Annotated in this window: 25 protein-coding genes, 1 tRNA gene and 1 pseudogene; 11 read left to right on the forward strand and 16 right to left on the reverse strand. The window is 64.5% G+C overall.

The features are described from left to right. The first annotated feature begins 3 nt into the window (after nt 1-3). Nucleotides 4-1,032 carry an SDR family oxidoreductase gene (locus CKW40_RS23655; protein WP_095202258.1) on the forward strand — a complete coding sequence of 343 codons (1,029 nt, stop codon included), beginning with the start codon at nt 4-6 and terminating at the stop codon, nt 1,030-1,032. Nucleotides 1,033-1,066: 34 nt separating this feature from the next. Here the strand turns inward: CKW40_RS23655 and CKW40_RS23660 are convergent, their stop codons facing one another. Then, the gene (locus CKW40_RS23660) at nt 1,067-1,960 is read right to left on the reverse strand and encodes an SDR family oxidoreductase (protein ID WP_095202305.1); all 894 of its coding nucleotides are present in this window, start codon (nt 1,958-1,960) and stop codon (nt 1,067-1,069) included. Nucleotides 1,961-2,096: 136 nt separating this feature from the next. On the opposite strand from CKW40_RS23660, the gene CKW40_RS23665 reads away from it, so the two are divergent. Both CKW40_RS23665 and CKW40_RS23670 read left to right on the forward strand, forming a co-directional pair. After that, complete coding sequence (locus tag CKW40_RS23665; RefSeq protein ID WP_095202259.1) at nt 2,097-2,507, forward strand: winged helix-turn-helix transcriptional regulator; 411 nt, start codon at nt 2,097-2,099, stop codon at nt 2,505-2,507. Nucleotides 2,508-2,560: 53 nt separating this feature from the next. Continuing rightward, nucleotides 2,561-3,825, forward strand: a pseudogene (locus CKW40_RS23670) (FAD-dependent oxidoreductase). On the opposite strand, the gene CKW40_RS23675 reads toward CKW40_RS23670, so the two are convergent. Together CKW40_RS23675 and CKW40_RS23680 are read right to left on the reverse strand one after the other, a co-directional pair. Then, nucleotides 3,773-4,504, reverse strand: a complete 732-nt coding sequence (locus tag CKW40_RS23675) for a glutathione S-transferase family protein (RefSeq protein WP_198421161.1) — start codon at nt 4,502-4,504, stop codon at nt 3,773-3,775. The pseudogene CKW40_RS23670 and the gene CKW40_RS23675 sit on opposite strands and share 53 nt — an antisense overlap. A gap of 1 nt (nt 4,505) precedes the next feature. After that, nucleotides 4,506-4,811, reverse strand: coding sequence for a Rieske (2Fe-2S) protein (locus tag CKW40_RS23680; protein ID WP_095202306.1), 306 nt, complete (start codon nt 4,809-4,811; stop codon nt 4,506-4,508). Between the two features lie 99 nt (nt 4,812-4,910). Here CKW40_RS23680 and CKW40_RS23685 point away from each other — a divergent pair, with 99 nt between their 5' ends. The 3 genes from CKW40_RS23685 to ilvC all read left to right on the forward strand — a co-directional run bounded on the left by CKW40_RS23685 (nt 4,911) and on the right by ilvC (nt 7,233). Beyond that, the gene (locus CKW40_RS23685) at nt 4,911-5,369 is read left to right on the forward strand and encodes a MarR family winged helix-turn-helix transcriptional regulator (RefSeq protein WP_095202261.1); all 459 of its coding nucleotides are present in this window, start codon (nt 4,911-4,913) and stop codon (nt 5,367-5,369) included. 165 nt (nt 5,370-5,534) lie between these two features. Continuing rightward, nucleotides 5,535-6,188 carry a TetR/AcrR family transcriptional regulator gene (locus CKW40_RS23690; RefSeq protein ID WP_095202262.1) on the forward strand — a complete coding sequence of 218 codons (654 nt, stop codon included), beginning with the start codon at nt 5,535-5,537 and terminating at the stop codon, nt 6,186-6,188. Between the two features lie 25 nt (nt 6,189-6,213). Then, on the forward strand, nt 6,214-7,233 hold the full coding sequence (ilvC, locus tag CKW40_RS23695; RefSeq protein WP_010910140.1) for a ketol-acid reductoisomerase: 1,020 nt from the start codon (nt 6,214-6,216) through the stop codon (nt 7,231-7,233). Nucleotides 7,234-7,309: 76 nt separating this feature from the next. Here the strand turns inward: ilvC and CKW40_RS23700 are convergent, their stop codons facing one another. Continuing rightward, complete coding sequence (locus tag CKW40_RS23700) at nt 7,310-7,897, reverse strand: BA14K family protein (protein ID WP_095202263.1); 588 nt, start codon at nt 7,895-7,897, stop codon at nt 7,310-7,312. 189 nt (nt 7,898-8,086) lie between these two features. Here CKW40_RS23700 and CKW40_RS23705 point away from each other — a divergent pair, with 189 nt between their 5' ends. Both CKW40_RS23705 and CKW40_RS23710 read left to right on the forward strand, forming a co-directional pair. After that, the gene (locus CKW40_RS23705) at nt 8,087-9,202 is read left to right on the forward strand and encodes an endonuclease/exonuclease/phosphatase family protein (RefSeq protein ID WP_095202264.1); all 1,116 of its coding nucleotides are present in this window, start codon (nt 8,087-8,089) and stop codon (nt 9,200-9,202) included. Nucleotides 9,203-9,244: 42 nt separating this feature from the next. Further along, nucleotides 9,245-9,961: a hypothetical protein gene (locus CKW40_RS23710; RefSeq protein WP_095202265.1), complete on the forward strand. Its 717-nt coding sequence runs from the start codon at nt 9,245-9,247 to the stop codon at nt 9,959-9,961. Here CKW40_RS23710 and CKW40_RS23715 read toward each other — a convergent pair. Further along, entirely contained in the window at nt 9,958-10,200 is a 243-nt protein-coding gene (locus tag CKW40_RS23715; RefSeq protein WP_095202266.1) for a hypothetical protein, read from the reverse strand. The two genes, CKW40_RS23710 and CKW40_RS23715, sit on opposite strands and share 4 nt — an antisense overlap. Before the next feature lie 164 nt (nt 10,201-10,364). On the opposite strand from CKW40_RS23715, the gene CKW40_RS23720 reads away from it, so the two are divergent. Beyond that, nucleotides 10,365-11,288, forward strand: coding sequence for a DMT family transporter (locus CKW40_RS23720; RefSeq protein ID WP_179298083.1), 924 nt, complete (start codon nt 10,365-10,367; stop codon nt 11,286-11,288). Between the two features lie 20 nt (nt 11,289-11,308). On the opposite strand, the gene CKW40_RS23725 is transcribed toward CKW40_RS23720, so the two are convergent. Genes CKW40_RS23725 through CKW40_RS23735 form a run of 3 tightly spaced genes read right to left on the reverse strand, consistent with a single transcriptional unit; the run spans nt 11,309 to nt 14,533 of the window. Then, complete coding sequence (locus CKW40_RS23725; protein WP_095202268.1) at nt 11,309-12,526, reverse strand: ABC transporter permease; 1,218 nt, start codon at nt 12,524-12,526, stop codon at nt 11,309-11,311. Between the two features lie 2 nt (nt 12,527-12,528). Continuing rightward, nucleotides 12,529-13,236, reverse strand: a complete 708-nt coding sequence (locus tag CKW40_RS23730; protein WP_095202269.1) for an ABC transporter ATP-binding protein — start codon at nt 13,234-13,236, stop codon at nt 12,529-12,531. 4 nt (nt 13,237-13,240) lie between these two features. After that, nucleotides 13,241-14,533, reverse strand: a complete 1,293-nt coding sequence (locus CKW40_RS23735) for an efflux RND transporter periplasmic adaptor subunit (RefSeq protein WP_095202270.1) — start codon at nt 14,531-14,533, stop codon at nt 13,241-13,243. A gap of 101 nt (nt 14,534-14,634) precedes the next feature. Here CKW40_RS23735 and CKW40_RS23740 point away from each other — a divergent pair, with 101 nt between their 5' ends. Both CKW40_RS23740 and CKW40_RS23745 read left to right on the forward strand, forming a co-directional pair. Beyond that, nucleotides 14,635-15,543 carry a PhzF family phenazine biosynthesis protein gene (locus CKW40_RS23740; RefSeq protein ID WP_095202271.1) on the forward strand — a complete coding sequence of 303 codons (909 nt, stop codon included), beginning with the start codon at nt 14,635-14,637 and terminating at the stop codon, nt 15,541-15,543. 107 nt (nt 15,544-15,650) lie between these two features. Next, a tRNA-Lys gene (locus tag CKW40_RS23745) sits at nt 15,651-15,726 on the forward strand. A gap of 273 nt (nt 15,727-15,999) precedes the next feature. On the opposite strand, the gene CKW40_RS23750 is transcribed toward CKW40_RS23745, so the two are convergent. The 8 genes from CKW40_RS23750 to cbiE form a co-directional block, all read right to left on the reverse strand. Next, nucleotides 16,000-17,013, reverse strand: coding sequence for a class I SAM-dependent methyltransferase (locus CKW40_RS23750; RefSeq protein WP_143748365.1), 1,014 nt, complete (start codon nt 17,011-17,013; stop codon nt 16,000-16,002). Nucleotides 17,014-17,291: 278 nt separating this feature from the next. Beyond that, nucleotides 17,292-18,302, reverse strand: coding sequence for a nicotinate-nucleotide--dimethylbenzimidazole phosphoribosyltransferase (cobT, locus tag CKW40_RS23755; protein WP_095202273.1), 1,011 nt, complete (start codon nt 18,300-18,302; stop codon nt 17,292-17,294). Nucleotides 18,303-18,340: 38 nt separating this feature from the next. Continuing rightward, nucleotides 18,341-19,117: an adenosylcobinamide-GDP ribazoletransferase gene (cobS, locus tag CKW40_RS23760; protein WP_095202274.1), complete on the reverse strand. Its 777-nt coding sequence runs from the start codon at nt 19,115-19,117 to the stop codon at nt 18,341-18,343. Continuing rightward, on the reverse strand, nt 19,114-20,433 hold the full coding sequence (locus CKW40_RS23765; RefSeq protein ID WP_095202275.1) for a cobyrinic acid a,c-diamide synthase CobB: 1,320 nt from the start codon (nt 20,431-20,433) through the stop codon (nt 19,114-19,116). Before CKW40_RS23765 ends, cobS begins: the two co-directional genes overlap by 4 nt. After that, nucleotides 20,430-21,248, reverse strand: a complete 819-nt coding sequence (gene cobA / locus CKW40_RS23770; RefSeq protein ID WP_095202276.1) for a uroporphyrinogen-III C-methyltransferase — start codon at nt 21,246-21,248, stop codon at nt 20,430-20,432. The genes CKW40_RS23765 and cobA overlap by 4 nt, the downstream gene beginning before the upstream one ends. Next, a complete protein-coding gene (gene cobM, locus CKW40_RS23775) occupies nt 21,245-22,009 on the reverse strand; it encodes a precorrin-4 C(11)-methyltransferase (RefSeq protein WP_095202277.1) in 765 nt (254 codons plus the stop codon). The genes cobA and cobM overlap by 4 nt, the downstream gene beginning before the upstream one ends. Further along, nucleotides 22,006-22,527, reverse strand: a complete 522-nt coding sequence (locus CKW40_RS44660; protein ID WP_244571260.1) for a cobalamin biosynthesis protein — start codon at nt 22,525-22,527, stop codon at nt 22,006-22,008. The genes cobM and CKW40_RS44660 overlap by 4 nt, the downstream gene beginning before the upstream one ends. After that, on the reverse strand, nt 22,524-23,759 hold the full coding sequence (gene cbiE, locus CKW40_RS23790; protein WP_095202307.1) for a precorrin-6y C5,15-methyltransferase (decarboxylating) subunit CbiE: 1,236 nt from the start codon (nt 23,757-23,759) through the stop codon (nt 22,524-22,526). Before cbiE ends, CKW40_RS44660 begins: the two co-directional genes overlap by 4 nt.

Genomic DNA, 23,759 nt, shown 5'->3' on the forward strand with positions numbered 1-23,759 from the left:
GGCGTGAGCGGCGAATTGGTGCTTGTTACTGGCGGGTCGGGCTTCTTAGGCGCCCATTGTATCGTCGAACTGCTGAAGGCGGGCTACCGCGTGCGCACGACGATACGCTCCGCCAAGCGTGAAACCGATGTTCTGGCCATGCTCAGGGCCGGCGGCGTCGAGCCGGGCGACCGGCTGTCCTTTGCTATCGCCGACCTGATGAGCGACGCCGGTTGGCCGCAAGCGGTCGCCGGCTGTGACTATGTGCTCCATGTCGCCTCGCCATTCCCGCCCGGCGTGCCCAAGCATGAGGATGATCTGATCATTCCGGCGCGTGAGGGGGCATTGCGGGTGCTGCGGGCGGCGCGGGACGCTGGCGTCAAACGCGTTGTGCTGACCTCGTCCTTCGCGGCCATCGGCTATGGCAAGATGCCGCCCGGGTCGTTCACCGAGGAGAGCTGGACCGATCCGACGGCCAAGGTCAGCGCCTATGTGAAATCGAAGACGCTTGCCGAGCGCGCGGCCTGGGATTTTATCGCCGCCGAGGGCGGCAGGCTGGAACTGGCGGTCGTCAACCCGGTCGGCATTTTCGGGCCTGTGCTGGGGGCCGACCATTCGACCTCCACCGAATTTGTCCAGCGCATGATGAACGGCGCCATGCCGGGGCTGCCGCGCCTGTCCTTCGGCGTCGTCGATGCCCGCGACGTGGCCGACCTGCATGTGCGCGCCATGACCAATCCAGCCGCCAAAGGCGAGCGCTTCCTGGCTGTATCAGGCGATTTCATGACCGTGCGGGAAATCGCGCAGACCGTGAAAACGCGGCTCGGCGATGCGGCGGCGCGCGTCACGACGCGTGAGCTCCCCGATTGGCTGGTGCGGATCGTCGGATTGTTCAACGCGGAAGCCGCGCAACTGGTGACGGAACTGGGCAAGGTCAAGAATGCCACCAGCGCCAAGGCCGTGCGTGTGCTCGGCTGGGCGCCACGATCGCGCGAGGACGCGCTGGCTGCCACCGGCGAGAGCCTGGTTCGGCTCGGCCTGCTCAAGAAATAGCGCGGCGGCAGGAAGACTAGCCGCCGCGCAGTTTTCAGCCAGCCAGTGCGGCCTTGTTGGCTTCCAGAAACTGCTTCAGCGTCTGGGGCTTCCTGCCGGAAAGCGTTTCGACCGCGTCCGTCACCATGGCGATGCGGCCGGACCGCGTGTTGGCGTCAAAGGACACGATGATGCGGGCGAAGTCTTCGGGAAGGCCCGCCGCCTTGACGCCTTCAGTCAGCGCCTCATCCGGCAACTGGATGACCTCCAGCGGCTTACCGGTGACTTCCGTCACCAGCGTGGCGATCTCGCTCGTGGTGTAGGCGTGCGGGCCGGTCAGCGTATAGATATTGCTCTCCTTTGAGCCGGATGCGAGGCCTGCCGCGATCGCAGCGGCCATGTCGTCGCGGGCGCCGTGGGCGATGCGGCCATCGCCGGCCGAGGAGTACCACTTGCCGGATGCAATGGCATGCGGCAGCGCCAGGAACAGGTTCTCCTGATACCAGCCATTGCGGAAGATGGTGTAGGGGATGCCGCTCGCCTTGATCGCCTGCTCGGTGCCGTAATGGTCGCCGGCGAACAGCACTGGCGAAACCGGCTCCGGATTGGGCATCGAGGTGTAGAGCAGATGCGAAACGCCTGCTTTCTTCGCAGCGGCCACCGCCGCCTCATGCTGCTTCAGACGCCTGCCGGTTTTGAGATCGAGATCGCCGGTCGAGACGATCAGCACGCGGTCGGCGCCGGCAAACGCCTTCTCCAGTGAAGCCGGATCGTTGAAGTCGGCCGCCCTGACGGTGATGCCAAGTGCCGCCAGATCGGCGAGGTTTTCGGGGTCGCGCGTGGTGGCGATGATGCTTGCCGGCGCGACTTTCTGAGCGCCCAGCAGATGGCGGATGACGGCGCGGCCAAGCTGGCCGGAAGCGCCGGTGACAAGGAGGGTTTCGGTCATGGGGAGGTCCTGATTTTGCGCCAGCATGGCGGTTCGGGTGGTGGTCTCAAAAAGAGACCAGCACTAAAATAGGAATTGACCCCGTGCCGTAAAGAAGGCAGTTTTTGGGGAGGTAGGCACACGCAGGGAACCAGCCATGGACAGCCGGATCGTCAATCTGAGATCCAAACTCGACGTCTACAAAGCGATGACCGGCGGCGGCAACCTTGCCGATTGCCCGGTCCGCGAGGTCATCCAGGGGCTCAATGGCAAATGGAGCTCACTGTTGATGGCGGCGCTGGCCGAGCAGCCCTATCGCTTCGGCGAATTGCGGCGGCTGGTGCCCGACATCTCGCAGCGCATGCTGACCCAGACGCTCTACGATCTGCAGCGCGACGGCTATGTGCACCGCGAAGTGTTCCCGACCAAGCCGCCGAGCGTCGAATACAGTCTGACTGATCTCGGGCGTTCGATGTTCGGCGCCCTGCAGCATCTGTTGCAATGGGCCGAACTCAACCACGATGCCGTGCGCGAGGCACGTGCCGGTTTCGATGCCACACAGGCTTGAGTGACCGGGCAGCATTCGGCGCCGCGACTTGATTTCATCAGGCGGCTGAAGGATTGTCCCGGCCAGTTCGGCTTGGGGGCATCGGCATTTCCTACGACATTGCAATTGCAGGCGCCGGTCCGGCCGGGCTGGCCATGGCGCTCTATCTCAAGCGCGCCGGGCACAGGGTCACCATCTTCGAGCGCTTCGAGGAGCCGAAGCCCGTCGGCTCCGGGCTGATCCTGCAGCCGACCGGACTGACGGTTCTGGCCGATCTCGGCCTGCTCGACGACATACTGGCGCTCGGCGCCCGCATCGACCGGCTGCATGGCGCCGATGCCTCGACCGGGCGCACCGTGCTCGACGTCCGCTACGACGCCCAGCGCGGTCGCCGTTTCGGCCTGGCGGTGCACCGGGCCGCGCTGTTCGGCGTGCTGTTTCGCGCCGCCCGGCGTGAGGCGATCACCATCGAAACCAGCGTCGAGATCGAGACGGTGGAGGCCGGCGAACGGGCGACGCTGATCTGTGGCAAGGGACGAAAGGCAGGGCCGTTCGATCTGGTCGTCGACGCCAGCGGTTCGCGCTCGAAACTACGGCAATGCGTTGGCGCTGCGGGCGCGCCGCGCCCTCTGACCTATGGTGCCTTCTGGGCGTCGCTCAGCTGGCGCGGCGAAGGCTTTGACGAGCACGCGCTATTGCAGCGCTACGACAAGGCCAGCGTGATGATCGGCGTGCTGCCGATCGGCCGGCCGGAACCGGGTGCCGAGAAGATGGCGGCCTTCTTCTGGAGCCTGAAGCCTGATGATGCCGACGCGGTACGCGCTGTCGGCCTCGACGCCTGGAAGGAGAGGGTGGTGCGGCTATGGCCGCAAAGCGAGGCGTTACCCGCCAGATCGACAGTTTCGACCAGCTGTCGCTGGCCCGTTATGGCCACCATACGATGACGCTTCCGGTCGGCCGCAGATTGGCCGTCATCGGCGATGCCGCGCATTCGACCAGCCCGCAGCTTGGACAAGGAGCCAACATGGCGCTGCTCGACGCGGCGGCGCTCAGTCACGCGCTGGCGCGCACGCAGAGCATCGAGGCAGCGCTCGAAGCCTATGCCATTGCGCGGCGCTGGCACGTGCGTGTCTTCCAGGCGTTGTCGCTGGCGTTCACGCCCTTCTACCAGTCGGATTCCGCAGCGCTGCCCTTCATCCGCGACAGGCTGGTGGCGACCATCGCAAAAATCCCGCCGGCGCCGCAGTTTCTGGCGTCGATGGTCGCTGGCACGGTGATCGACCCGTTCAGGCGGGCAGGGCTTGCCGAAGCGCGGTGGCCGGATCGTTCCGGTGGATGAGGCTCGACAGAAATGACCCCTTCGCTTGCAGGAAAGCATGCAGGCGCTGTGGATAGTCCGGCGCCACGGCATCCCTGATCGACGGGTGATCGCTCAGCGCCTGTCGCCAGGCCTGGACGCGCGGCTTGCCGTCCAGGATGCCGAAATCGCCGATCCGGTCGAAAGCGTCGAGATATCTGAAGACAGGCCCATAGGCCGCATCGACGAGCGAGAAGCGCTCGCCGGCGAACCACGGGCCATTCCGCCAGGCGCCGTCAGCCAGTTCGGCCTCAAGGCGATCAAACATCCCCGCCAGCGCGCGGGACTCGGCGAGGAAGCCGGCCTCGGTCGGTGCTGAATAGAACCGGCCGATGGCGTTGAGCGTGGCCGAGCCGAACTCGATCCAGGCGCGGTGCCGGGCACGGGCATAGGGATCGGCCGGGTGGAGGGAATTGGCCTGTGTCTCCTCGATGAATTCGAGGATGACCGCGGATTCGAAGATTGTCGTTTCGTCGCCATTTCGCTGGACGCGCAACAGCGGCACCTTGCCGAGCGGCGAGATCGCCTTGAACCAATCCGGCTTGTTGGCGAGGTCGATGTCGACACGCTCGAACGGCACGCCTTTCTCGGTCAGCGATATCGCGGCGCGCTGGACATAGGGGCAGAGAGGGTGGCTGACGAGGATGAGCTTGTCGGTCATCTCACTCTTCCCAGACATAGTTCAACGCGCCGTTTTCGACCCGTGTCGACAGGAACATCAGGCGGGAATTCTTGGGCGCGGGACCGTCGAGGCGATCGCCCGATGCCATGTCGAAGGCGGCGCCGTGCCACTGGCAGACAAGTCTGCCGTCCTTGCAGTCGAGTGGTCCGCCGAAATGCAGGCAGACATTGGCTGCGGCCCGGATGCGTTCGCCACTGCGCCAGACATGGACCTCACGGCCGAAGAACGGAGCGATCAGGCTGCCCGCCTGCGGGATATCGGCAACCTTGCAGATTTCGTGTTTCACGGATTTGCCTTTCAATAATCGATGCAATTGCATCTATATAGATGCAATTGCATTTATTGTCAATCTTGATGCATCTGCATCTATCGCCTAAGGTGGGTCATGACAGAGAAAGCCACGCCTTCGCCGGAAGCCATCAAGGCCTGGGCTCGCCTGATGCGCGTGTCGCGCCAGCTGGTGGAGAGTGCCGAGGACGCGCTGAAGGCGAGCGGCCTGCCGCCGCTTGCCTGGTACGATGTGCTGCACGAGCTCGCCGAGGCGGGCGAGGGCGGCTTGCGGCCGTTTCAGCTGATCGAGCGCACTCTGTTTGCGCAGTACAACATCTCGCGGCTGCTGGCCCGGCTCGAGGCCGACGGGCTGGTGGAGAAGCTGCCGGTGGCCGACGACGGTCGCGGGCAAACGATCCGCATCACGGCCAAGGGGCGCGAGACGCGTCGGCGGATGTGGGCCGTCTACGGACGGTCGATCGCCGAACTGGTTGGCGCCCGGCTTTCGCCGGAGGAGCTGAACACGCTGTCGGCGCTGCTTGGCCGGCTGCGCCACCCGCCTGCCGGCGATTGAGGCTGGCCAGCACCGAGCGGCCATTGCGCACCGCAGCCGTTTGCAGGCGAATATTTCTACTTTTCCCTCTTGCGCCTGTCATTGGATTGCGCAATATGCCGAACCGTAACGTACGGTACGGCTGTTGGGTGATCCGCGGCCTCGGCCTTCGAACGGGGACGAAGCGTGTTGCTGGCAAACGCCGACATCGACAACAGCCAGGGGCTGACGGAGCGGCAGAAGGCCGTTCTGGATGCGGCGCTGCGGCTGCTGGTCGAGGAGGGCGATCAGCTGACCATGACCGCCGTGGCGCGGCGGGCGAGCTGCTCCAAGGAAACCCTCTACAAATGGTTCGGCGACCGTGATGGGCTGTTGACGGCAACCGTGCAGTGGCAGGCCTCCAAGGTGCGTGTGGCGCCCGTCGACGGCAAGGGGCTTGACCTTGCCTCGCTGACGGCAAGCCTGGAGCGGTTTGCGTCCGACTGGCTGAAAGTGATTTCGAGCGATACCTCGATCGCGCTCAACCGGGTGGCGGTCAGTCATGCTGGCTCGGGGAAGGACAATCTTGGCGCCGTCGTGCTGGAGAATGGCCGCTTCGCGCTGGCCAGGCGGCTGAAGCCGGTGCTCGAGGCCGGGCGCCAGGCCGGGCTTCTGGACTTCGCGGATGCCGAGACGGCGTTCCGCACTTTTTTCGGGCTGGTCGCCCGTGACGTGCAGATCCGTCTGCTGTTGGGCGACCGGCTGGAATTGACTGAGGCGACGATCGGCGGCGATGCCGTACGCGCGACGCAGCAGTTTCTCGCTCTTTTCGGAGCAAAAACCGGGCCCCAGGGCCTCTGATCTTAAAAACGGGAAGGAAGTAAAAATGCGCGTCTATTACGATCGTGATGCCGATCTCAACCTGATCAAGGGCAAGAAGGTCGCCATCATCGGCTATGGCAGCCAGGGCCGGGCGCATGCGCTCAACCTCAAGGATTCCGGCGCCAAGGAAATCGCCATCGGCCTCAAGGCCGGCTCGGCGACCGCCAAGAAGGTCGAGGCCGACGGGCTCAAGGTGATGAGTGTGGCTGACGCCGCCAAATGGGCCGATCTGATGATGATGGCGACGCCGGACGAGCTGCAGGCCGACATCTACAAGAACGAAATCGCGCCGAACATCCGCGACGGTGCGGCGATCGCCTTCGCCCATGGCCTCAACGTGCATTTCGGGCTGATCGAGCCGAAGTCGACGGTCGACGTCGTCATGATCGCGCCGAAGGGCCCGGGCCACACGGTGCGCGGCGAATACCAGAAGGGCGGCGGCGTGCCGTGCCTGGTTGCCGTCAACCAGGACGCTTCGGGCAATGCGCTCGACCTGGCACTGTCCTACGCCTGCGGCGTCGGCGGTGGACGTTCGGGCATCATCGAGACCAATTTCCGCGAGGAATGCGAGACCGATCTGTTCGGCGAGCAGGTTGTGCTCTGCGGCGGTCTGGTCGAACTGATCCGCGCCGGTTTCGAGACGCTGGTGGAAGCCGGCTACGCGCCCGAAATGGCCTATTTCGAGTGCCTGCACGAGGTCAAGCTGATCGTCGACCTGATCTATGAAGGCGGCATCGCCAACATGAACTACTCGATCTCGAACACCGCCGAATGGGGCGAGTATGTCTCGGGCCCGCGCATCATCACCGCCGAGACCAAGGCCGAGATGAAGCGCGTGCTAAAGGACATCCAGACGGGAAAATTCACCTCGGAATGGATGCAGGAATACCGCGCCGGCCTGTCGCGCTTCAAGGGCATCCGCCGCATGAACGACAGCCACCAGATCGAAGAAGTCGGCGCCAAGCTGCGCGCGATGATGCCGTGGATTTCCAAGAACAAGCTGGTCGACAAGGCCAAGAACTGAGCGATCCACGCCCGACAATAAAAACGGCGCCGCGAGGCGCCGTTTTCATTTTACCTTGTTCGTTCTTGCCTACAGCTCAGCTATAGGGCGACCAGCATTGCTGGCGCGGGCCGCCATAGGGCTGGAACGTGTTGTCCCAGGCCCGATACGACCGGTACCGGCTATAGCACCACTGCACATGGGCGTTGGAAAGCCGCCCGGCGCGATAGTAGCGGCGCGGCGGTGGCGCATAGTAGTCGTAGCTGTTGTAGTTGTTGTACATGCTGCCAAGCCCGAGCCCCAGGCCAAGGCCCAGGATTGCGGCTGCGCCATCATCATAGCCGCCGTGATAGTGACGGCGGCCATGGCGCCAGCGCCAGTCGTCTCCGCCGTTCCAGTTGCCACGGTCCCAATTGCCGCGGTTCCAGTTGCCACGGTCCCAATTGCCGCGGTTCCAATTGCGACCGCCGTCATGACGGCGCCATCTCCAGTCGTTGTTGAACTCCCGGTTGTTGCCGCCGGCCCATTCCTCGCGAACCGGAGTGATCGTCGGCGCCGCAGTGCTGGTCGGAATCGACAGGTCCGGCTGCAGGATCGGTCCGGCGGCGGATGGTGCCGTGATGCCGGAAACAATGCCGAGCGCAATCAGCCCGGACTTGAGGGTGGAAGAAAAGAGCGAATTCATTGCACTCTCCAAGAGATACAGGCCCCACGCCTACCCTGGGAATGGGCCTACTGTGGATCTTTGCGTCTGAACGGCGGATGAACGGAAAGGTTCCGTCAACCATGGCGCGAATGCCTCCAGGACCAGTCGATCTTGGCTTGTGGTCCTGCGATCTTGTTTTCTCCAGCACTTGCAGGCAAAGGTCGGGGCATGTCGCTGCGCCTTGCCACCTTCAATGTCGAGAACCTGATGAACAGGTTCGATTTTTCCGGCTATCGCAACCAGCTCAACGAGGACCGGACGCTGGCGCTCTTCGATATCCAGAGCGAGGCCGAATACAAGATGCTGGAGCAGGCCCGCGCCATCGCCCAATCCGACGACACGCGCCAGCTGACGGCGCTGGCCATCGCCGCCACCCGGGCCGACATCATCTGCATGCAGGAGGTCGACAATATCGAGGCGTTGAAGGCCTTCGAATATGGCTATCTGTTCAAGATGGTGGGGCAGGGCTACCGGCAGAAATACACCACGTCCGGCAATGATTCGCGCGGCATCGACGTCGCCGTGATGATGCGCAACGAAACCGCGCAGGGCCAGCCGATCGAATTCGTGCGCATGACCAGCCACGCCTACGTCACCTACGAGCAGTTCGGGCTGCACACGCCGGAACTGGCGGCGCTCGGCAACCAGGCCAATGAACGCATTTTCCGGCGCGACTGCCTGGAAGTCGACCTCACCGTCGGCGGCGTGCCGCTGACGCTTTATCTCGTGCATTTCAAGTCGATGGGCTCGCCACGCAACGGGCTCGATGGGCGCGAGGCGACGATGCCGGTGCGCATCGCCGAGGCGCTAGCCGTGCGCCGGATCATCGAGGAGCGTTTCGGTGCGGATCATGCCGCCGACAAGCGCTGGGCGATCTGCGGCGACATGAACGATTACCGCCAACGCGTGAAGATCGCCGGCGACGACGTCGACGGCTATCGTTTCGAGGTGGTCGATGAGAACCAGTCCTGCATCAACGTGCTGACGGCTGGCGGCTTCTGCGAGAACGTGGTCGAGCGGCGGCCGGAAATGAACCGCTGGACCTTCTATCACACACGCGGGCCTGAAGAGCGGCATCTCTGCCAGCTCGACTATATCCTGCTGTCCAAAGGGCTGGCGGCGAGGAATGCTGCCGCCGTTCCCGACATCATCCGCAAAGGCCAGCCCTGGCGCACGATCTTTCCGGCGGGCCAGGAAGTCGAGCGTTTTCCGCGCGCCGGCTGGGACCGGCCGAAAGCGTCGGACCATTGCCCGGTGGTTATCACGCTGGACATGGCTCGATAGGCAAGACTGGGGCTCGATAAGCAGGATTGGGGTTTGATACGCATGAGCTTCGACCTGCCGCGCAATGTCATCTTGCCTGTCGATGCCGTCGACGTCCGGCTCGATCCCGGCCCGCACCCTTTCGCCCACAACAATGCAGAGGCGATCACCGAGAACTGGCAGCAGGAGATCGCAGCCAATCCGGCGCTGTTCGACGGCACCGTGGTGCTGCTTTCACAGCTTGCCTGGCGTGACAATCGCCTGATTGGCCGCTGTCATGCGGTCAACTACTCCACCTTCATGCTCTGGCGGAAGCGGCGCGAGAATTCCGGCGCAGAGCACGCCTATGCCCATGCCATGCTGGTGGCGGGCGACAATGCGCTGGTGGCGATCCGCATGGGACCGCGAACGGTCAATGCCGGCCGCGTCTATTTCGCCGCGGGCTCCTTCGAGCCCGTCGATTTCCGCGACGGTCTGGTCGATGTCGATTTCAACATGATCCGCGAGGTGCGCGAAGAGACCGGCCTCGACCTGTCGGATGCCCAACGGGGCGAACGCTACCACGCTTTGTCGACGAACAGCGGCACGGTGATCTTCCGCCGCTATCATGAGCCAGCACCGGCCGATGAGATCGCACGGCGAATCTCAGCCTTCGTCGCCACCGAGGCCGATCCGGAAATCGAAGGGCCGGTGATCATCCGCCATGCCGCCGACCTGCCGGAGGGACTGTCACCGCACATGAAGCCACTGGTCGAGTGGCATTTTGCGAGCAAGGATTAACGGAGCGCCTTGTCCTGCGCCGCCTTGCGATCATTGCGGGCAGCGACGAAGAACAGGATAAAGCCGATGCCCAGCAACCCACCCATGGCCATTCCCATGGTCTGGCCAACGACCGCCTGGAAATCTGCGGTGACGCGATCGGGATTGGCCATGCCGTAACGGGCGAGATACCACCAGATGCCTGCAAGGGCGGCCTCGATGACCACGAACACGATCAATAGGCGGGCTTTGCGACTCATCTCACTGTCCTTGCTTCAGCCTCGACGGAACGGATTCTTCATCGCGCATATCTGGCGACTGGTCGAGTGGCATTCTGCAAGTGGCTCTTTCTGAAGTCGACTGCCCGGAATTGATGTGCGAACGAGGCCCGTCGGAATGGATTCCGCAAAGAGTGGAAACAAAAATGCAAGTTAGACCGGGGCTGGCGCGAGCGGCACTCATGCTCTCCACCGGTATGGCCATATCTGGCACAGCCGGTCTCTTTTCCATTGAGTCAGGCCAACCAACGCTCAACGTCATCTTTTTTCGCTGTGTGTTCGGTGCGATAGCCCTCATCGGATGGACCTGCCTGCGGGAGGGATGGAAGAGCCTCTTCATCACGGACAGGGCACTGTGGCTGCTCATACTCGTCAGCGGCCTTTGCCTCGTGCTGAACTGGGTGGCGCTGTTCCAGGCCTTCAAACTGACGTCGATCGGGTTTGCAACGATCATCTATCACCTGCAGCCATTCTGGATCGTGCTGGCAGGGGCGTTGCTGCTCAAGGAGGGGCTGTCACGGCACAAACTGGGGTGGATCTGCGTCGCCTTTCTTGGCCTCGTCCTGACGATCATGCCGAAACTCGGCGTCATGCGGGCGGATCACGACTGGCTTGTCGGCGTCGGCCTGGCGCTGGTCGCGTCGCTGTTCTATGCCGCCACCACCTTGACCACGCGAGCCGTCAAATCGGTGAAGCCGAGCGTCCTCAGCGCCATTCACTGTCTGATCGGCATCGTCGTGTTTGCGCCCTTCGTCGATCTGGCCGCACTTCAAGGCGGTGGCAACGGCATGTGGGGCTGGCTTGTCGGCCTTGGCGTCATCCACACCGGCGTCGTGTATATCTTGCTCTATTCGTCCTATCCCAGGCTGCCGATCACGATCATCGCGGCCGGGTCGTTCCTCAATCCGGTTGCCGCCTTGCTCACGGACTTTTTCGTATTCGGCCGCTCGATAAGCGCCATGCAGGGCGCCGGGCTGATCCTGATCCTGCTGGCGGGGCTTGCCGTGAATCTTGGCTGGCCGTTCGGTTTTGGCGCGGCACGCAGAGTTGCGCCGTCACAAGAAACCTGACGGTCGATCCCGCCGCGAGCCTATTCGTGCCGCAACGCGTCGATCGGATCGAGCCTTGCGCCGCGCAGCGCCGGGAAGAAGCCGAACACCATGCCGATCAGCGCCGAGAAGCCGACGGCGAGCAGAATGACTGCCGGGCTTGGCGCGAAGGGTATCGTCAGCGTCGCCGCGGCGAGGCCGGCCAGCCCCAGGCCGATCAGAATGCCGATGATGCCGCCGAGCAGCGACAGCACCGTCGCCTCGACCAGGAACTGGATCAGGATGTGCTTTTCATGCGCGCCGATGGCGAGCCTGATGCCGATCTCGCGGGTGCGCTCGGTGACCGAGACCAGCATGATGTTCATGATGCCGATGCCGCCGACCAGAAGGCTGACGCCGGCGACCGCACCGAGCATGCCGGTCATGGTGGTGGTGGCGCTGGCCATGGCATCGGCGATCTGGGTCATGTCGCGGATGGCGAAATCGCTCTCGCGATCGGGCGTCATGCGGCGCGCATCGCGCAAAATATCCTCGACGCGCGGCTGCAACTCGCTGGTCGGCGTGCTGTCGTCTGCGGCGATATAGATGTTGTCGATGTCGCGGTTGCCGGCGATGCGGCGCTGGTAGGCGTGCAGCGGCATCAAGACGACATTGTCCTGGTCCTGGCCGAAGCCGGTATAACCCTTGGGCTCGAGCAGGCCGATGATCTTGCAGGAGGTGCGGTTGACGCGGATGATCTCACCCTCGGGGTCGCCGGCGCCGAAGAATTGCTGGTGCACGGTCTCGCCGATCAGGCAGACGCCGGTGCCCGAGCGGGTTTCGGAATCGCTGAACGGCCGGCCCGACACCAGCTTCCAGTCGCGCGCATCGAGATAGGCGCTGTCGGTGCCGGTGACGCCCGATGTCAGGCTTTCTGTGCCGAAGATCACGCGCACCTGCTTCTGCGAGGCCGGCGAGATGGCACGTGCGCCGGTCAGATGCGCGACCAGTGCCGCAAGATCCTTTTCGGCCAGCGGCCGCACCACTTGGTCAAGCCCGCCCGGGCCGCCGGGACTGGCCGGGCGGCCAGAGCGGACGACCAGCAGGTTGCTGCCGAGCTTGGAAATGTCGGCCTTGACCTTTTGCGTGGTGCCGGAGCCGATGGTCAGCATGGCAATGACGGCGGCGACGCCGATGACGATGCCAAGCAGGGTCAGGAACGAGCGCAGCACATTGCGGCGGATGGAGCGCAGCGAGAGGCGGACGGTTTCCCAGATCATGGTTATGCCGTCTCCATGTTCATGGAATCGGATGCGACATGGCCATCGAGGAAGCGGATGGTGCGTTCGGCATATTCGGCGACGTCTGCCTCGTGCGTGACCATGGTGACGGTCAGGCCGAGCTCCTTGTTGAGCTTTGTCAGCAGCTCCATGATCTCATGTGTGCGGGCGGTGTCGAGATTGCCGGTCGGTTCGTCGGCAACGAGCAGCGTCGGCCTGGTGACGATGGCGCGCGCGATCGCTACGCGCTGCTGCTGGCCGCCGGAGAGTTCGGCCGGCGTGTGATGCTCGCGCCCGACAAGGCCGACCTGCGCCAGCGCCTGCATGGCAAGGTCGCGGCGCTCGCGGTTGGCCACACCGCGATAGATCAGCGGCAGTTCGACATTCTCGGCCGCCGTGGTGCGCGCCAGGAGATTATACCCCTGGAAGACGAAGCCGACATAGAGGTTGCGCAGCATGGCGCGGCGGTTGCGGTCGAGCCGGCCAGCATCGACGCCCATGAAGGAATAGGTTCCGGCCGTCGGCGTGTCGAGGCAGCCGATGATGTTCATCGCCGTCGATTTGCCGGAACCGGACGGACCCATGATGGCGACGAACTCGCCGCGTTTGATGGCAAGGTCGACGCCGGCCAGTGCGTGCACGCGGGCCTCACCCTGGCCATAACTCTTCCAGACCTTTTCGAAGGTGATGAGGGGCGCGCCCGCGGCCACGGAATCAGCTCCGCGGCTGCGAGGCGGTGATGACCTGCGCGCCTTCCTCCAGGCCGGAGGTGATCTCGGTCAGTTCGCCATCGGTCGAGCCGATCTTGACGTTGACCGGATGCGGCCGGCCGTTCTCCAGCACATAGAGCGTGCGCGAGCCATCGGTGGGGGCGGTCGCGGCCTGGCGCTGACGATTGCCGCCGGGACGGCCCATGCGGCCGGTGAACAGGTCGCTCAGGCTCCAGCCACGGGCCGCCTGCTGCGCCGGGCGATAGCGGAAGGCGCTGGCCGGCACGGTGAGCACGCCCTTGGCTTCCCTCGTGACGACAGAAACGGTGGCGGTCATGCCGGGGCGTAGCAACAGTTCGTTGTTGTCGACCTCGAGCCGCGCATTGTAGGTGACGACGCCGTCCGTGGTGACCGAGGCGTAGGAGATGTCGCGGATTTCGGCATCGAACGGCCGATCCGGAAAGGCATCGACGGTGAAGCGGGCATGCTGGCCGGACTTGACCGCGCCGATGTCGGCCTCGTCGACCGCCGCCACCAGTTCCATGTTCCGCAAATCCGCGGCGATAATGAACAGCACCGGCGCCTGCAGCGAGGAGGCGACCGTTTGGCCGGGGTCGACCGAGCGCGTCAGCACGATGCCGTCGATCGGCGCGTAGATGGTGCTGTTGGCAAGGTCGGTCTGCTGCGATTTCAGATCGGCATTGGCGATGGCGAGATTGGCCTGAGCACTGTCGAGTGCCGCTTTGGCGCGATCGCGCGTCGCGGTTGCCGCTTCGAGCGACTGGTCGGTCGCCATGCCGCGCTTGGTCAAGGCCGCCGCGCGCACCAGCGCGCTTTCGTTCTCGGCCAGCGTCACCGTGGCATCCTCGACATTGGCCGCCGCGCCTTTTGCGGACGCCTCGGCGCGCTCGATCTGCACCTGCAGCTTGGCGGTGTCGAGGGCGGCCAGCACGTCGCCCTTCTTCACCTGCTGGTTCTCGTTGACCGAGACCGAGCGTATGATGCCGGAAAGCTGGCTGGAAATGTCGACCTGGGTGAGCGGCTGCAGCGTGCCCGTCGCCGACACCTGGACGGTGAGGTCGGCCTTGGCGGCCGGCACGGTGGTGTAATCAATCTTGGCGGGCGTGCCCGCATACCATTGGTAGAGGCCAAGACCGGCGGCAAGCACGAGCAGGGTCAGCAACGCATAGAGCCAGCCACGCCGGCGCGACTTGCTTCGCCCCTTTTTATCGAGCCCAAGCGCCGTCTCGATGGCGGAATCCGATTCCGTCTTTGGCAGATTGACAATCTGGTCCACGCTGGACCCCTATGATGCGCAATGTCCCTATCTGTTCACAGATCAGGCTTGATGGTCCGAATATCAAATTAAATTTCGCCCATGTTGGGATTGAGGCAGGAATGCAAACCCGGAATTACTTACTTTACGATGTGTTTACGACCGAGCGACTGGCCGGCAACCCGCTGGCGGTGGTGTTGGATTGCAAAGGTCTGGACACGGTCGCGATGCAGGCCATCGCGCGCGAATTCAACCTGTCCGAATCGGTCTTTGTGCTGCCCCCGGACAATCCCAAGCATAAAAACCGCATCCGCATCTTCACGCCCGACTATGAAATGCCGTTCGCCGGCCATCCAACGGTGGGTTCGGCAATCGCGCTCGCGGAACTCTCCGGCGAGGGCAGCGCCGGCATCTTCGTGCTGGAAGAAAACATCGGCCCGGTGCGCTGCGCCGTCAGCACGCATGATGGCGCCACCTTCGCCGAGTTCGATCTCGCCAAATTGCCGGAGCCGCTGGAACTGTCCGCCGACCCGCAGGCGATCGGTGCCGCCCTCGGCCTGGCGCCGCATGAGATCGGTTTCGAGAATCACCGCGTCGCCTTCTGGTCGGCGGGCGTGCCCTATGTGACGATTCCGGTCACCAATCTCGAAGCGGCGGGCCGTATCCGGCTGGACAACCAGGCGTGGTCGGAACTGGCGCCGCGCAAGAGCGACTGGGCCTTCGCCAGTCCCTATGTCTATTGCCGCGAGACGGTGAACCACGAAAGCGCGTTCCATGTCCGCATGATCGTGCCCGGCACACCTTCCTATGAAGACCCGGCGACGGGTTCGGCGGCGGCCGCCTTCGCCGGCGCCATCATGCATTTCGACGGCCCGACGGATGGCATTTCACAGCTGTGGATCGAACAGGGGCTGGAGATGGGCCGGCCGTCACGCATCCGCCTCGAACTGACTGTGCAAGGCGGAAAACTGGCCGCCGCGCGCATTGGCGGCCATGCGGTGAAGGTGGCGGAAGGCAGACTGTTCGTGTGACCATCTGCGGCACTTAAGCGATTTGTCGGGAAATGATTCCGGCAGGGCTAGACATGACCGATGGTGGCGGCTATATGCCCGCCAACGCCGGTTTTTGCCGGCCGAGTGGGTGCGTAGCTCAGTTGGTAGAGCAGCTGACTCTTAATCAGCGGGTCCACAGTTCAATCCTGTGCGCACCCACCAAATTCTTCAAAGACTTGGTGGAAAGACCCTGAAACAGGGCGAGAAAATGAGCCTGCCTGAGGCCGGCTCACCATGAGGCAGATGCAGTGTGTGCACCTGCAACGGTCGGATTCGCGTCAACAGCGACGCACACCGGAACGGCGGCGCGAGGCGTCAGGATTGCCCGGCATTCTTCGTCATCCAGGGCGTTGAGTTCTTTCTCTACGAACGGCCTTGTCCACCACTTCAGAAGCGGTCCGAATAATGGGCTCAACCTCGTCTCTAAGACTTTGGTTAAAGCCACGATCCGACAAGCCGCCGCAATGACCCCAGCATTGCCGCTGGTCGGCGCGGCTCTGATGGTGTTTGCGCCAAGCTCGCGTGAAGCTGGCTGAGCGCCGTCATGTACGGCAGGGCGATCGTGAAATCGTGCTGATCCGGCTCGTCCTTCCGGACTGCCACGCCTATCGGCCCGTTGTCGATGCCGACGCCTTGGGCGATGGCGAGGCGAAAGCCAGCGCGGTCGAATGCAGAATAGAGGAACGCCATCGACCAACCGCTCTCGAACCATCCGAACTTGCGAATGCAGTAGATGGACAGCGCGTCGGTACGCATGCCCCAATGCTTCCAATTGTCGTTGATGGGCTCGCCCGCGAAAGCGATCTTTCCTCCGGGTTTCAGAAAACGGCCGACGCGTTCGAGTGCCGCCCAAGGGCGAACCGCGTGGTGGAGGCATTCGTAAAACAGCGCCGCGTCAAAACGATCGCCGGTCTCCAGTTCGTCAAAGGTCGAGCGGATCGCTGTTATTGGCAAGCCACGTCGCTCGGCCCGTTTCCGGTTCAGCTCAATGAAGTCGGGATTGATATCGACTGCGGTTACCTCGGCCCCGCAGAAGGCCAGGATTTCGGAACTCAAACCCCAACCGCTACCCATGTCCAGGATCTTGGGAGCCGGTGGCACATTGGCAGCCATCAAGGCTGACAGCACGGCACGCGAATGCTTTGCGAGAAAGGCAGTGTGTCTATGGCCGTACGGGTTCGCTGTGTCGATCCGCTCGGCCACGCCAACTGGAAACTGCTCGCCTGTCTCCTGGTCGAAGCGTCGGCCGGACAGTTCTTCATAGAGAGCGATCTGTTGCGCGACATAGGCCTCGGAAAAAGGATCGAGCGTTTGATCAACAACGGTCTCGAATTCAATTCGGAAGTCGCTAATGTACGGCGCGCAATCCGGATGTTGGATCCCGTTTCGACTGTCGCACTGTCGCACAAATTCGTCGAGATCCGACGATCGAACTGCTCCAGCCCGCATAATTGTTATCCCCCCGCGTATGCGCTGACCTATAAGCACATACGGGGACTTGAACAAGCAATTCTGGTTGACTGTACAGTGTGCCCTCTATGCTGCCCGACAACCATTTAGAAAGTTTCGGGCACGGCTAGCTAAATCGAGCGCGCGCAAAATTTGGACGACAACTACAGTATTGGCAACACCGGAAGGTGCCTGGAGTCGTCCGTCACAGCCCCCTTACTTAAATGGATCGGGGTCATAGGCGTCAGGGAATCCGCATTGGAAGACGCCCTCCGCGATCATTTCTCCGACACCCCCGCCTCGGCAAAGCTTGCCATCCTTGCATGGCACTCCAGCGCCGAGCGGACGATGTTGACGGCGAGGCAGGCGCCGGAGCCTTCGCCAAGCCGCATGCCGAGATCGAGCAGGGGTGGCAGGCCGAGGGCTTCGAGCAGGCCGCGATGGCCCGATTCTGCCGAGACATGGGCCGCGATGGTGTGAGAGAGGCCTGTCGGATGCAGCCTTGCCAGCGGCGCGGCGGCAGCTGTGCAGACGAAGCCGTCGAGCAGCACGGGAATGCCGAGATGACGGGCGGCCAGCGTGGCACCGAAGATGGCGGCGAGTTCGCGGCCGCCGAGTGAAGCGGCAACGCCCAGCGGGTCTGCAAGGGCGGCGGCATGGCGCTTGAGGCCTGCTTCGATGGCGACCACCTTGCGCTTCAGGCCGGCATCGTCGACGCCGGTGCCACGCCCGGTCCATTTTTGCGCCCCGCCGCCGAACAGCGCCGCTGAAATGGCGGCCGCCGGCGTGGTGTTACCGATGCCCATTTCGCCGAAGCAGACCAGGTCGAGATCATCAGTCACGGCGTCATAGCCTGCCGAAACCGCGGCAAGGAAGGCCTTCTCGTCCATCGCCGGCACCTGCGTGAAGTCGCCGGTGGGATGGTCGAGATCGAGCGGGATGACATCGAGCTCGGCGCCGGCGATGCGGGCGAGCTGGTTGATGGCGGCGCCGCCGCCGGCGAAATTCGCCACCATCTGCACGGTGACCTCCGACGGGAAGGCCGATACGCCTTGCGCGGTGACGCCATGGTTGCCGGCGAAGACGAATACTTTCACCCGGTCGAGCCTGGGCATGTCGCGGCCCTGCCAGCGCGCCAGCCAGGCGGCGATGGTCTCCAGCCGGCCGAGGCTGCCTTGCGGCTTGGTCAGCGTGTCCTGGCGGCTGGCAACGGCCTTTGCCGCGGCATCGCTGCCGGCAGGCAGATCGAGGCAGGCGGCACGCAATTCATCGAGGGATTTGAAGGGCATGGGGGCAAGGTCTCCGGAAGGAATTAAGTCGAAGGGAATCAGGAAAGGGCGACGGAAGCGACGAGAAGCACCGCGATTTCGCTGACCTGCTGCAAGGCGCCGATCGTGTCACCGGTCTGGCCACCGATCTGGTTGAGGCAAAGGGCGTGGAAAGCGGCAAACAGCAGGCCAAGCAGGATGAGCGCAGCGATCGCACCGCCGATCCCGAGCAGGAGAAGCGGGATCGCGCCAAGCACCGCGCCGGCAATTGCGGTTTCCAGCGAGACGGTGCCGGCGCCGGCCGAGAGGCCGTCGGAACGCGCCGGGGGCAAGAGGTGCATGAAGGCGCCCAGCACGCCACGCGAGGCCGCATGCGCGGCAACAAGGGCAAAGAGCGCCTGAGTGGGATCCACCAGTTCCGAAAGCACATTCCAGCGGATGAGCAGCGACAGGGCCAGCGCCATGGCACCGTAGGCGCCAATGCGGCTGTCGCGCATGATGTCGAGTTTGCGGCCGCGCGACTTGCCGCCGCCAAAGCCGTCCGCGACATCGGACAGTCCATCCTCGTGCAGGCAGCCGGTGGTGAGCACGGTTGCGACAAGGGCAAGTGCCGCCGCTGGCCCCATGGCAAGCCCAAACCGTTCCGCCGTGGCAAAGACGATGGCGCCGATCAGGCCGACGACGAGGCCGGCAATGGGCGCGGCCCAAATCGCTGCGGCGAGGCTGCGGCCGCGAAAGTCGAGGTCGGGCAGGGGCAGGCGGGTGAAGAAAACCAGGCAAAGCGCGATGTCGTCGAGGATTTGCCGGGGCGACAGGGTCAAATTCGGGAGCTTCACGCGCGGGCCCTCGCTATCGCATGGAAGAAGGTGCCGCTGACAGGGCCGCGCCGGTAGCCGGAGGCGCCGATCGGATTGCCCTGGCCGTCGGCGAGGTCGGCCAAAGGCTCGTCATTGCCGGTGGCCGTCATCTGCGCATAGTGGAACTCGTGGCCACGGATCAGCGCGCCTTGCGCGCCCAGCGGGCAATCGGCGCGCAGCCGCGCCTCGCGATAGCCGAGGTTCATCTTGCGCTTGGCGAAGCTGGTGGCGTGGCCGAGCAGGCCGAGCATGCGATGCGTCTCACCGGCGGCATCCTCCAGCGCTTCACCAAGCACCATGAAGCCGCCGCACTCGCCATGGATCGGCTTCGTCGCCGCAAATCTTGACATGCCGGCTTTGAAGGTCTCGGCGGCGGCAAGCTTGCCGGCGTGAAGCTCGGGATAGCCGCCGGGCAGCCAGCAGACATCACAGCTGTCGTCGGGCGCCTCATCGGCGAGCGGCGAGAACGGGACGATTTCCGCGCCGGCCTTGCGCCAGTACGCGGCGACATGCGGATAGAGGAAGGTGAAGGCGGCATCCTCGGCCAGCGCGATGCGTTGGCCCGGCGGCTGCAGCGCGTCGGCGAAGTCGCCGGCCGCCGGGGTGAGGGGCGTTGCCAGCGCCATCACGGCATCTAGGTCGAGCGATTTCTCCGCCATGTCGGCCAGCCGGTCGAGATGCGCCATGAGGTCATCATACTCGCCGGCCTGGACAAGACCGAGATGGCGCTCGGGCAAATTGAGCGTGGGGTCGCGCAAGATGGCGCCGACGACGGGCAGGCCGATCGCCTCGATGGCGTCGCCGGACAGGCGGCGGTGGCGCTCGCTGCCCAGCCGGTTGAGCACGACGCCGGCCATGCGCACATCCGGATCGTAAGTGGCAAATCCCTTGGCGACGGCCGCCGCCGTGGTCGATTGTCCGGACACGTCGAGCACCAGCAATACCGGCAGGCCGTAGAGTCGAGCGAGGTCGGCCGCCGAGCCGGTACGGCCCGGCGCGGCCGGAATGCCGTCGAACAGGCCCATGGCGCTTTCGAGGATGACGAAATCAGTGTCGTCGGCCTGTTGCGCGGCGAGTGCATTGAGCAGCGACGGCGGCATCGCCCAGCTGTCGAGATTGACGCCGGACAGGCCGGTGGCGGCGGTGTGGAAACCGGGGTCGATATAGTCGGGGCCGGATTTGGCGCCGCGCACTTTCAGGCCGCGCCGGGTGAGCGCGCGCAAGATGCCGATGGTGACGCTGGTTTTGCCCGAGCCGGAGCGCGGCGCGCCGATGATGATGGCGCGGGCGGTCATGCTTGCCCCGTCAATGCCGCGCGCATGGCGACGATGCCGCCGACGACGATCAGCGCCGGCGAGGTCAGCCCTGCGGCGGCCGCTTCCTCGGCGATGGTTGCGAGCGTGGCGACGACGGTTCGCTCCTGCGGCGTGGTGGCGGCGACAATCACCGCCGCCGGCGTCGATGGCGCCAACCCGCCGTCGAGCAGGGCGGCTGCGATCAGCGGCAGATTGGCCATGCCCATATAGACGACGACTGGCTGGCCGGTGCGAGCGATCGCCGCCCAGTCGATGTCGTCATCGGTGCCGGCAGCATGGCCGGTCGCCAGGATCACCGCCTTGTTGATGCCGCGCATGGTGGCCGGAATGCCGGTGGCGGCTAGCGCGCTGAGCCCCGATGTCAGGCCCGGCAGCACGCGAAACGGGATGTTTTCGCGCGCGAGAGCCAAAGCTTCTTCGCCGCCACGGCCGAAAATATAGGGGTCGCCGCCCTTCAGCCTGACGACGCGGCGGCCTTCACACGCCAGCCGCACCAGCAGAGCGGTGATGTCGTCCTGCTTCATCGAGGGTTTTCCGCCGCGCTTGCCGGCGAAGAAAAGCTCGGCATTTGCGGCAACCGCAACCACATCCGGTGAAACCAGCGCGTCATAGACCAGCGCATCCGCCTCGGCCAAAGCCGCCAGCACTTCCAGCGTCAGGCAGCCGGGGTCGCCGGGGCCGGCGCCGGCCAGCCAGACATGGCCCGGCTCCAGCGGGCGCGGCTTGAAGTTCAGCCGGGCAAGCGCCTGTTCGAGCGTGGCGTTTTCGCCTTTGGTTTTGGTGCTGCCGCTCACAATCTGTCCCGTCCGCGAAAACGCCGTTGGTAGTGGGCGTCGTACAATGAACTCTCGCCAAAACCTTCCGCCGCCAGCGAGCGGCCGACGAAGATGATCGCCGTGCGCTCCATCGGATCGGCGGCAAGCTGTGCCTCGATCGTTTCCAGTGTACCGGTCAGCACCCGCTCATCCGGCCAGGAGGCGCGGAAGACGATCGCCACCGGGCAATCGCCGCCATAATGCGGCGTCAGCTCTGCGACGACGCGGTCGATGGCGTGGATGGCAAGATGGATGGCAAGCGTGGCGCCGGTGCGGCCGAAGCCAGCCAGCGTTTCGCCGGGCGGCATTTTTGACGCGCGGCCGGAGACACGGGTCAGCACCAGGCTTTGCGCGACTTCGGGGATGGTCAGTTCGCGGCGCAGTGCGGCTGCGGCAGCGGCGAAGGAGGGCACGCCTGGCGTCAGCGTGTAGGGGATGCCATGCTTTTCCAGCCGGCGGATCTGCTCGGCCACCGCGCTCCACACCGACAGGTCGCCGGAATGCAGGCGGGCGACATCGTGGCCTGCCTTGTGGGCCGCGACATAGGCCGCCTCGATCTCGTCGAGCGACATCGGCGCGGTGTCGATAAGTTTCGTGCCCGGCGCGCAATGCTGCAGCAATTCGGGCGCAACGATCGAGCCGGCATGCAGGCAGACCGGACAGCTTGCCAGGAGCTTCGCGCCGCGCAGCGTGATGAGGTCGGCGGCACCTGGACCAGCGCCGATGAAATGAACAGTCATGGCGCGTCTCCGCTGATGGCGATGGCGCAGGTGACCGGGCCAAGCACAATTCGGGGGCCGAGCAGTTTTGCACCGGTGCCGGCAACGGCGAGCGCCGACGCTTCGGAAACCGAGGGCGTGCCGAGGTTGCGCGAGGCGGCCCCCTCATCCGGCCCTTCGGGCCACCTGTGCCGGGGCGAGTCACTGGCCTCGCCCGTCCTTCGGACCCCCGTCGGGGAGAAGAGACTGGCGGCGCCGCTGGCAATCTCCTCTCCCCTCGGGGAGAGGTCAGCCGAGCGAAGCGGAGGCTGGGTGAGGGGGAGCGACGGTTCGGATCCAGCGATATCCACCACTATCACTGGGAGGTTGAGTTCACGGCCGGCAGCGAAAATGGCTTCTTCGTTTCGCTTGAACTCGGTCGTCGCCAATGCGGAAAGCGCCGTCATTGCCAGCCCATGCGCCTCGAGCGCGGTCTCTATCGCGGCAAGTACGTCTTCAACGCCAACGCCTTTTCGGCTGCCGATGCCCGCGACGATCATGGCTTCACCCAGCTCCATTGGGTGACCGGCATGGCAGGCCGCAAGGCCTGCATTGAGCCGACCGGCGAGGCGCGCGAAATGTTTATCCGGGTAAGATCGCCGCCCAGTTTTATGTGCTGAGCGAGAAGCAGGGCTTCCATCTCCAGCGTCACCGCATTGGCGACCAAGCGGCCACCAGGGCGCAGTGCCTTGATGGCGACCTTCAACACCCCGGTGTCGCTGCCGCCACCGCCGATGAAGATCGCATCCGGCGTGTTCAGCCCGGCAAGTGCCTTTGGGGCGCTGCCTTCCACCACCACCAGTCCGGGAACGCCACAGGCGGCGGCGTTGCGGTGGATGCGGGCGGCGCGGCTCGGGTCGGCCTCGATGGCAATCGTGCGCATCAGGGGGTGGGCGAGCATCCATTCGATGCCGATGGAGCCGGAGCCGGCGCCGATGTCCCACAGCAATTCGCCACGCCTCGGCGCCAGCGCCGAAAGGGTGATGGCGCGGATTTCGCGTTTGGTGATCTGGCCGTCATGGTCGAAGAGATGATCGGCAAGGCCGAACGCCAATGGCAGAACACGCGCATCTGGGCCGGATTCAACTTCGACCGCCAACACGTTGAGCGGATTGATGTTTTCGAAATCGAAGGCATCGGCACGGGCTGAGCGCAGCGTTTCCTTCGACCCGCCCAGCGCCTCCAGGACCGTCAGCTGAGAGGCGCCGAAGTCGAGTTCGGTGAGCAGCCGGGCGATTGCCGGGGGTGCTTCGGCATCGGATGTCAGCGCCAATATACGCGCGTTGGGCTGCAGCAGCGGCCGGATCAGGTCGAGCGGCCAGCCATGCAGCGAGACCGTCTCGATATCCTGCAGCGCCCAGCCAAGCCGTGCGGCCGCCAGCGAAATGGCTGACGGCGCGGGAATGACGTGCATCTCCTGCGGCTTGACCTTACGGGCGAGCGTCGCGCCGACGCCGTGGAAAAACGGATCGCCGGAAGCGAGCACGCAGACGTTTCTGCCGGCAAGCGCCAGCACGTCGGCCATCCCGGCATCGAAAGGCACCGGCCAGGGCTGCGGCTCGCCCTTGGCGAAGGACGCGACAAGGGCCAGATGCCGCTTGCCGCCGAAGATGAATTCGGCTCTGCTAATCCGCTGCTTGGCCTCGTCGCCGAGACCCGCTAAACCGTCCTCGCCGATGCCAATCACCGTCAGCCATTTCGGCCTGGCGCCGCGCGGACCCTCAGCAGGCAT

Source organism: Mesorhizobium carmichaelinearum, assembly GCF_900199455.1.
GTDB lineage: Bacteria > Pseudomonadota > Alphaproteobacteria > Rhizobiales > Rhizobiaceae > Mesorhizobium > Mesorhizobium carmichaelinearum.

Coding starts and splice junctions, on each gene's coding strand:
- CKW40_RS23660 (WP_095202305.1), bottom strand. CDS start 1,960: ATGACCGAAACCCTCCTTGTCACCGGCGCTTCCGGCCAGCTTGGCCGC.
- CKW40_RS23665 (WP_095202259.1), top strand. CDS start 2,097: ATGGACAGCCGGATCGTCAATCTGAGATCCAAACTCGACGTCTACAAA.
- CKW40_RS23675 (WP_198421161.1), bottom strand. CDS start 4,504: ATGACCGACAAGCTCATCCTCGTCAGCCACCCTCTCTGCCCCTATGTC.
- CKW40_RS23685 (WP_095202261.1), top strand. CDS start 4,911: ATGACAGAGAAAGCCACGCCTTCGCCGGAAGCCATCAAGGCCTGGGCT.
- ilvC (WP_010910140.1), top strand. CDS start 6,214: ATGCGCGTCTATTACGATCGTGATGCCGATCTCAACCTGATCAAGGGC.
- CKW40_RS23700 (WP_095202263.1), bottom strand. CDS start 7,897: ATGAATTCGCTCTTTTCTTCCACCCTCAAGTCCGGGCTGATTGCGCTC.
- CKW40_RS23705 (WP_095202264.1), top strand. CDS start 8,087: ATGTCGCTGCGCCTTGCCACCTTCAATGTCGAGAACCTGATGAACAGG.
- CKW40_RS23710 (WP_095202265.1), top strand. CDS start 9,245: ATGAGCTTCGACCTGCCGCGCAATGTCATCTTGCCTGTCGATGCCGTC.
- CKW40_RS23715 (WP_095202266.1), bottom strand. CDS start 10,200: ATGAGTCGCAAAGCCCGCCTATTGATCGTGTTCGTGGTCATCGAGGCC.
- CKW40_RS23720 (WP_179298083.1), top strand. CDS start 10,365: ATGCAAGTTAGACCGGGGCTGGCGCGAGCGGCACTCATGCTCTCCACC.
- CKW40_RS23725 (WP_095202268.1), bottom strand. CDS start 12,526: ATGATCTGGGAAACCGTCCGCCTCTCGCTGCGCTCCATCCGCCGCAAT.
- CKW40_RS23740 (WP_095202271.1), top strand. CDS start 14,635: ATGCAAACCCGGAATTACTTACTTTACGATGTGTTTACGACCGAGCGA.
- CKW40_RS23750 (WP_143748365.1), bottom strand. CDS start 17,013: ATGCGGGCTGGAGCAGTTCGATCGTCGGATCTCGACGAATTTGTGCGA.
- cobT (WP_095202273.1), bottom strand. CDS start 18,302: ATGCCCTTCAAATCCCTCGATGAATTGCGTGCCGCCTGCCTCGATCTG.
- CKW40_RS23765 (WP_095202275.1), bottom strand. CDS start 20,433: ATGACCGCCCGCGCCATCATCATCGGCGCGCCGCGCTCCGGCTCGGGC.
- cobM (WP_095202277.1), bottom strand. CDS start 22,009: ATGACTGTTCATTTCATCGGCGCTGGTCCAGGTGCCGCCGACCTCATC.
- CKW40_RS44660 (WP_244571260.1), bottom strand. CDS start 22,527: ATGATCGTCGCGGGCATCGGCAGCCGAAAAGGCGTTGGCGTTGAAGAC.
- cbiE (WP_095202307.1), bottom strand. CDS start 23,759: ATGCCTGCTGAGGGTCCGCGCGGCGCCAGGCCGAAATGGCTGACGGTG.